Raw genomic sequence first — 7,203 nt, forward strand, 5'->3', positions numbered from 1 at the left:
TTTACCTTTCCATACGTTTTTATTTCTCCAAGGAGTGAGATCATGCGCGTCTATTACGATCGCGATGCCGATGTGAACCTGATCAAGGGCAAGAAAGTGGCCATCATCGGCTACGGCAGCCAGGGTCATGCCCATGCCAACAACCTGAAGGATTCCGGCGTGACCGACATTGTGGTCGGCCTGCGTCCCGAGTCGACGGCTGTGCCCAAGGCTGAAGCCGCCGGTTTCAAGGTGATGACGCCCGCCGACGCCGCCAAGTGGGCCGACGTGGTGATGGTGCTGACCCCCGATGAAGGTCAGGGCGCGCTGTACAAGGAATCGCTGGAAAAGAACCTGAAGCAGGGTGCCGCCCTTGCCTTCGCCCATGGTCTGGCGATTCACTTCCGCATCATCGAAGCGCGCCCCGATCTGGACGTGTTCCTGATCGCGCCCAAGGGTCCGGGCCACACCGTGCGTTCCGAATACCAGAAGGGTGGCGGCGTGCCGTCGCTGGTGGCCGTGGCGCAGAACGCTTCGGGCAATGCGCTTGAAATCGCGCTGTCCTACGCTTCCGCCAATGGCGGCGGCCGTGCGGGCATCATCGAAACCACCTTCAAGGAAGAAGTCGAAACCGACCTGTTCGGTGAGCAGGCTGTCCTGTGCGGTGGTCTGGTCGAACTGATCCGCGCCGGTTTCGAAACGCTGGTCGAAGCGGGCTACGCGCCGGAAATGGCGTATTTCGAGTGCCTGCACGAAATGAAGCTGATCGTCGACCTGATCTATGAAGGCGGCATCGCGAACATGAACTACTCCATCTCCAACACGGCGGAGTATGGTGAATACGTGTCCGGCCCGCGCGTGATCACGCCGGAAACCAAGGTCGAGATGAAGAAGATCCTGACCGACATTCAGGACGGCACCTTCGTGCGCAACTTCATCCTGGAAAACCAGTCCGGCAACATCGGCTTCAAGGCGACCCGTGCGCGCAACAACGAACACCAGATCGAAAAGGTGGGCGAGAAGCTGCGCGGCATGATGTCGTGGATCGGCAAGAACAAGCTGGTTGACAAGTCCCGCAACTGATCTACGCCACAGGGGGCAGGGTTTCGGCCCTGCCTTTTTCCAGCGCCAGCCGGGCTGTCCCGGCTGGCGTTTTTTTTATGTCCGCTTTGCCCGTATTTCCCTGCATTTGCCGTGACACACCCCCTGACGGGTGCCACCATGCGCGCCCGACAGCATTGCAGGAGCGCCGTACCGTGACGGATTACGTGTTTCCCCCCAGTCCCCAGCCCGTGGTACCCGTGAAGGGGACGGCAGGTGTCTTTCCCGTCCGGCGGATATGGTGTGTGGGGCAGAACTATGCCGCCCATGCGCGTGAGATGGGCAGCAATCCCGAACGTTCCGAGCCCTTCTTCTTTTCCAAGCCGGGTGATGCCGTGGTGCCGCAGGGGGGACTGCTGCCGTTTCCCGTCAGCACGTCCGATCTGCATCATGAGGTGGAACTCGTCGCCGCGATCGGGCGGCCAGGTCATGACATTACGGAGGAAGAAGCCCTTTCCCATATTTACGGCTATGCCGTGGGGTTCGACATGACGCGCCGCGACCTTCAGGCCGTGGCCAAGAAGGCAGGCCGCCCGTGGTCACTGGCCAAGGGGTTTGACCAGTCCTGTCCCATTTCGCCCATCGTGCCCGTATCAGCCTGCGGCCATCCCGCCACCGGCGCCATCACGCTTACGGTCAATGGGGAACTGCGGCAGAAAGGCGACCTGTCGGACCTGATATGGTCCGTGGCGGAAATCATTTCCTGCCTCAGCCGCTTTGTATCCCTTGAACCGGGCGACCTGATCATGACGGGCACGCCATCGGGCGTGGGGCCGGTCAGGCGGGGCGATGTGATGCATGGTGTCTGCGCGGGCGTGGGCGAACTCAACGTCACCTATACCGGTTAGGCCGGATGCGGCACTCGTGCCGCCACGGTCGGGGCGGGATGGCGCGCCAGTTCATCAATGAACAGCGCGATCTTGCACGAATGGGCCGTACTGACCGGATGGATGGCGAAAAAGGATATGGGCTCCGGCTCCCATTCCTCCATGACGGGCTGTAACAGCCCCCCGGCCACGTAGCCTTCCACTTCCCACAGGGATTTCTGGACCAGACCCAGACCGGCCAGCGCCCAGTGCACCGGCATTTCGGAATCGGTGGAGGCCAGGCGCGCGCGCACCCGTTCGGTGCGGACCTGCGCGCCGCGCCCCAGCCGCCACTGCGTATGCAGGTGGGGGGTGGGGCCATGGCTCAGACAGTCATGGTTTTCCAGTTCCGAAGGATGCGTCGGAACCCCCTTGCGCGCCAGATAGGCGGGGCTGCCCACGATCACGCGCCGTGTTTCCATGATGCGCCGCCCGGTCAGCATCGTATCAAGGGCGGGGGTCGCGCGGATGGCGATGTCAAAGCCTTCGCCCACGATATCCGCAACCCTGTCTTCCAGCGTCAGGCTGATACGGATATCGGGATGGCGATGGGCGAACTGCGTCATGAATGGTGTCAGCCACCATCGCCCGAACGGAATGGGGGCCGTGACCCGCAGTTCCCCCGCCGGTGTCGTGGCCATGGCGCGGGTGCGGGCTTCCATCCGTGCGGTTGCTTCCACAATGGCGCAGGCTTCGTGATAGTAAAGCTGTCCCGCCGCCGTCAGCGCGTGGCGGCGCGTGGTGCGCACCAGCAGGCGCGTGCCCATGCGGCGTTCCAGCCGCGCCAGCCGGTCGCTTATGACGGATGTGGCCAGACCCAGCTCCCGCCCCGCGGCGGACAGGCTGCCATGGCGTACAATGGTGACAAATACCGCCATTTCGGTGATGTCACGCATATATTTGATTTCCTTCGTGCAAGCTGCTTCCGGGTAAAGGTGATTATCATCTCCCCGCCCGCACGCCCATAGTTGGCGTGAGGGTGTGCGGCTTTGCACGCCGCTTCGCGCAGAAGGATTGCAAGACATGCATTATCGTCAGCTTGGCCGTTCCGGCCTGCGGATCTCGGCATTCACGCTGGGCACGATGACATTCGGGGGCAAGGGCGATTTCGCCAAGACCGGCAATACCGACCTTGCCGGCGCCCGCCGTCAGATCGACCTGTGCATCGATGCCGGGATCAACATGTTCGATACCGCCGATATCTATTCGACCGGTGTTTCGGAAGAAATTCTCGGCGCTGCCCTCAAGGGGCGTAGCGATGACATCATGGTCACCACCAAGGCCCGGTTCCGTATGGGCACCGGGGCGAATGACGCCGGTCTGTCGCGCTACCATCTGGTCAGCGCGTGCGAAGCCAGCCTGAAACGTCTGGGTCGTGACCATATCGACCTGTACTACCTGCATGAATGGGATGGTCAGACCCCCCTTGATGAAACGCTGGAAGCACTCGATACCCTGACGCGCACGGGCAAGATCCGGTATGCGGGGGTTTCCAACTTTTCCGCATGGCACCTGATGAAGGCGCTGGGCACGGCGGAACGCAACCGGCTGATCGCCCCGGTGTCCCAGCAGATCTATTATTCCCTGCAGGCACGCGACGCGGAATACGAACTGCTGCCCCTGGCAGTCGATCAGGGCATTGGCGTGCAGGTATGGAGCCCGCTGGCGGGCGGGCTGCTCTCAGGCAAGTACCGGCGCGGCAAGCCGCAGCCTACGGGCACGCGGCAGATCGAGAACTGGGGCGAACCGCCGGTTCATGACATTGAAAAACTGTATGACGTGGTGGAAGTGCTGGTCAGCATTGCCGAAGCCCGGGACATTTCCGCAGCGCAGGTGGCGCTGGCGTGGGTGGCCCAGCGTCCCGCCATTACATCGGTCGTGATCGGTGCGCGGACCGAGGCGCAACTGACCGATAACCTCAAGGCCGCATCTCTGGACCTGACGGCGGAGGAAATCAGCCGCCTTGATGCCGCCAGCGCGCCGCCGCTCATCTATCCCTACTGGCATCAGGCCAGCACGGCCTCGGATCGCCTCTCGGCGGCGGACCTGCTGCTGCTGGGGTCTGCTGTCGCCAAAAAGGGCTGATCCGCGCGGTTTCCCGCCTGTGCCCGGTCGGGGCAGGCGGGTGCCAGCGTAGGGCGAATGGCCGTTGCGCCGACACGGCAGGCCACCCTTGACCTGAATCAAGGTTGCCAACACGGTGCTAATGGTCACCTGTCATCATTATGGAAGGGTCAGCCGTTAACGGCGCGGGACAGTCGGATGGAGGGGGAATCAGCTTCTGGCATCTTGTAATAACATCCGGGTGATCCCATCTGAAATCCAGCGCCATGCCGTTGCCTGTTGAGGGACGGCACCATGGCACAACCAGTTATGTCGCCTGATTGAAAGGGACGAGGAACTTATGAATATCGAGAAATTTACGGAACGCTCACGCGGTTTCCTGCAGGCTGCGCAGACCATTGCGATGCGGGATTACAACCAGCAGTTAACGCCGGAACATCTGCTCAAGGCCCTGCTGGATGATGAACAGGGGGCTGCCGCTTCCCTTATCCGTGCGGCGGGCGGGCAGGTTCCCGCCATTACGGCTGCAAATGACGCCGCCCTTGCCAAGCTGCCGAAGGTGCAGGGCAGCGGTGCGGGCCAGCCGACCGCAACGGGCGATCTTGTACGCGTGCTTGATGCCGCCGAACAGGGTGCCCAGAAGGCTGGTGATGAATTCGTGGCGCAGGACCGCCTGCTGGCCGCCATCGCCGCGTCCGAAACGCCGGCGGGGCAGGCCATGCGGGGTGGGGGCGCCACACCGCAGGCGCTGGACAAGGCGATTGCAGCCATCCGCAAGGGACGCACAGTGACAAGTGAAAACGCAGAAGCCAATTTCGACGCGCTGAAGAAATATGCGCGCGATGTGACGGAAGTCGCCCTGCAGGGCAAGTTGGACCCGGTGATCGGTCGTGACGAGGAAATCCGTCGCGCCATTCAGGTTCTCGCCCGCCGCAGCAAGAACAATCCCGTTCTGATTGGTGAACCGGGCGTGGGCAAGACCGCCATTGTCGAAGGGCTGGCCCAGCGTATCGTCAACGGCGACGTGCCGGAGGCGCTGAAAAACAAGAAGCTGCTCTCCCTCGACATGGGCGCGCTGGTCGCCGGTGCAAAGTTCCGTGGTGAATTCGAGGAACGGCTGAAAGCCGTTCTGAAGGAAATCGAATCCGCCGAAGGTCAGATCATCCTCTTTATTGATGAAATGCACACGCTGGTCGGTGCCGGGCGCAGCGATGGCGCGATGGATGCATCCAACCTCATCAAGCCCGAACTGGCGCGCGGCGTGCTGCACTGCATCGGTGCGACCACGCTGGATGAATACCGCAAGTATATCGAGAAGGATGCGGCCCTCGCCCGCCGGTTCCAGCCGGTCTACGTCGGTGAGCCGACGGTGGCTGACACCATCTCCATCCTGCGTGGCATCAAGGAGAAATACGAACTCCATCATGGTATCCGTATTTCCGATGGCGCGCTGGTGGCGGCGGCGACCCTGTCCAACCGCTACATCACCGACCGTTTCCTGCCCGACAAGGCCATCGACCTTGTGGATGAAGCCGCAAGCCGCCTGCGCATGCAGATCGACAGCAAGCCCGAAGAACTTGATGAACTGGACCGCCGTCTGATCCAGCTCAAGATCGAACGCGAAGCCATCCGCAAGGAAGACGATGCGGCCAGCAGGGAACGGCTGGGCAAGCTGGAAGCCGAACTGTCCGAACTGCAGGAAAAGTCCGATGCGCTGACAGCGGCGTGGCATGCGGAAAAGGATCGCGTCAACGCGGTGCAGAAGCTGCAGGAAGAGATGGACCAGATCCGCTCGGATATCGAGATTGCCCAGCGCAAGGGTGATCTGGCCAGGGCATCGGAGCTGATGTACAGCCGCCTGCCGCAGCTTCAGGCCCAGATTGCCAAGGCGCAGGAAGAAGCGGACCAGATCAGCAAGGGCGACGGCATGGTCAGCGACACCGTGACCGATCAGGGTATCGCCGCTGTCGTGTCGCGCTGGACCGGTGTGCCGGTGGACCGGATGCTGGAAGGCGAACGCGCCAAGCTGCTGCGCATGGAAGATGAACTGCGTAAGAGCGTGGTGGGTCAGGAACCGGCGCTGAAGGCGGTGTCTAACGCCGTACGTCGTGCCCGTGCCGGATTGCAGGACCCCAACCGTCCTATCGGTTCGTTCCTGTTCCTGGGGCCGACGGGTGTGGGCAAGACGGAACTGTGCAAGGCGCTGGCCCGCTTCCTGTTCGATGACGAAAAAGCCCTGCTGCGTATCGACATGAGCGAGTTCATGGAGAAGCATGCGGTCTCCCGTCTGGTCGGCGCGCCTCCGGGTTATGTCGGCTATGAGGAAGGTGGCGTGCTGACCGAGGCCGTGCGCCGGCGTCCCTATCAGGTCATCCTGTTCGATGAGGTGGAGAAGGCGCATGAAGATGTCTTCAACATCCTTCTGCAGGTGCTGGATGATGGCCGCCTGACGGACGGGCAGGGGCGGACGGTTGACTTCCGCAATACCCTGATTGTGCTGACCAGCAACCTTGGCTCCGAAGTGCTGGCTCATCTGCCGGATGGGGAAGCGGTCGAGACCGTGCGTCCCGAAGTCATGCAGGTCGTGCGCAATCACTTCCGGCCCGAGTTCCTCAACCGTCTGGATGAGATCATCCTGTTCTCCCGCCTGCAGAAGGCGGATATGGGCAAGATCGTGGAAATCCAGATCGGGCGCCTGCGCAAGCTGCTGGCCGAGCGCAACATCCAGCTCCGTCTGGACAAGGGGGGCGAGGAATGGCTGGCGAACGAAGGCTACGACCCCGTGTATGGCGCCCGTCCACTCAAGCGCGTGATCCAGCGCGCCTTGCAGAATCCGCTGGCCGGATTGCTGCTGGAAGGCACCATTCATGATGGGGAAACGGTTACGGTCGATGCCAGGGACGACCACCTGACCATCAATGGCACCGAGGTGGATGCCGACTGATAACGGCTATCCATACCGGATCAGGAGAAAGGAGGGGCTTGCCCCTCCTTTTTTCATTTATTTTTCATTTTTCTTTTGGTTTTTTGGTTCGGATAGGGAATGGAACTGCTGTTTTATGGCTGAATTCTCTGTCTTTTTGGCGTTTTTAGTGGAGCGTTGACAGGGGGGGCTTATATCCGTAAAAGCCCCTTCACCGGACGGCGATGCTGCTCCGGCGGGTCTTTGACAAGAGAATATGAGAGTATCTGG

General features: G+C 61.6%; 6 protein-coding genes. 4 read left to right on the forward strand and 2 right to left on the reverse strand.

Going from position 1 to position 7,203, the window contains the following annotated elements; translation table 11 throughout:
* Positions 1-42 precede the first annotated feature (42 nt).
* Both ilvC and CFR79_RS13520 read left to right on the forward strand, forming a co-directional pair.
* On the forward strand, positions 43-1,062 hold the full coding sequence (gene ilvC / locus CFR79_RS13515; RefSeq protein WP_102324870.1) for a ketol-acid reductoisomerase: 1,020 nt from the start codon (positions 43-45) through the stop codon (positions 1,060-1,062).
* Between the two features lie 173 nt (positions 1,063-1,235).
* Positions 1,236-1,928, forward strand: a complete 693-nt coding sequence (locus CFR79_RS13520) for a fumarylacetoacetate hydrolase family protein (RefSeq protein ID WP_258373613.1) — start codon at positions 1,236-1,238, stop codon at positions 1,926-1,928.
* On the opposite strand, the gene CFR79_RS13525 is transcribed toward CFR79_RS13520, so the two are convergent.
* Positions 1,925-2,842, reverse strand: coding sequence for a LysR family transcriptional regulator (locus CFR79_RS13525; protein WP_102324868.1), 918 nt, complete (start codon positions 2,840-2,842; stop codon positions 1,925-1,927). The genes CFR79_RS13520 and CFR79_RS13525 overlap by 4 nt on opposite strands.
* Positions 2,843-2,969: 127 nt before the next feature.
* Here CFR79_RS13525 and CFR79_RS13530 point away from each other — a divergent pair, with 127 nt between their 5' ends.
* Positions 2,970-4,031 carry an aldo/keto reductase gene (locus tag CFR79_RS13530; RefSeq protein ID WP_110548236.1) on the forward strand — a complete coding sequence of 354 codons (1,062 nt, stop codon included), beginning with the start codon at positions 2,970-2,972 and terminating at the stop codon, positions 4,029-4,031.
* Positions 4,032-4,350: 319 nt separating this feature from the next.
* Positions 4,351-6,954: an ATP-dependent chaperone ClpB gene (clpB, locus tag CFR79_RS13535; protein ID WP_110548237.1), complete on the forward strand. Its 2,604-nt coding sequence runs from the start codon at positions 4,351-4,353 to the stop codon at positions 6,952-6,954.
* 57 nt (positions 6,955-7,011) lie between these two features.
* On the opposite strand, the gene CFR79_RS16040 is transcribed toward clpB, so the two are convergent.
* Positions 7,012-7,203, reverse strand: a 192-nt coding sequence (locus tag CFR79_RS16040) for a hypothetical protein (RefSeq protein ID WP_220030291.1), incomplete at its 5' end; no start/stop codon positions are given.

The organism is Komagataeibacter saccharivorans, from assembly GCF_003207825.1.
Taxonomy (GTDB): Bacteria; Pseudomonadota; Alphaproteobacteria; order Acetobacterales; family Acetobacteraceae; genus Komagataeibacter; species Komagataeibacter saccharivorans.

What these genes read in the sequence shown, in the direction of transcription:
- ilvC (WP_102324870.1), top strand. Translation starts at nt 43, where the DNA reads ATGCGCGTCTATTACGATCGCGATGCCGATGTGAACCTGATCAAGGGC.
- CFR79_RS13525 (WP_102324868.1), bottom strand. Translation starts at nt 2,842, where the DNA reads ATGCGTGACATCACCGAAATGGCGGTATTTGTCACCATTGTACGCCAT.
- CFR79_RS13530 (WP_110548236.1), top strand. Translation starts at nt 2,970, where the DNA reads ATGCATTATCGTCAGCTTGGCCGTTCCGGCCTGCGGATCTCGGCATTC.
- clpB (WP_110548237.1), top strand. Translation starts at nt 4,351, where the DNA reads ATGAATATCGAGAAATTTACGGAACGCTCACGCGGTTTCCTGCAGGCT.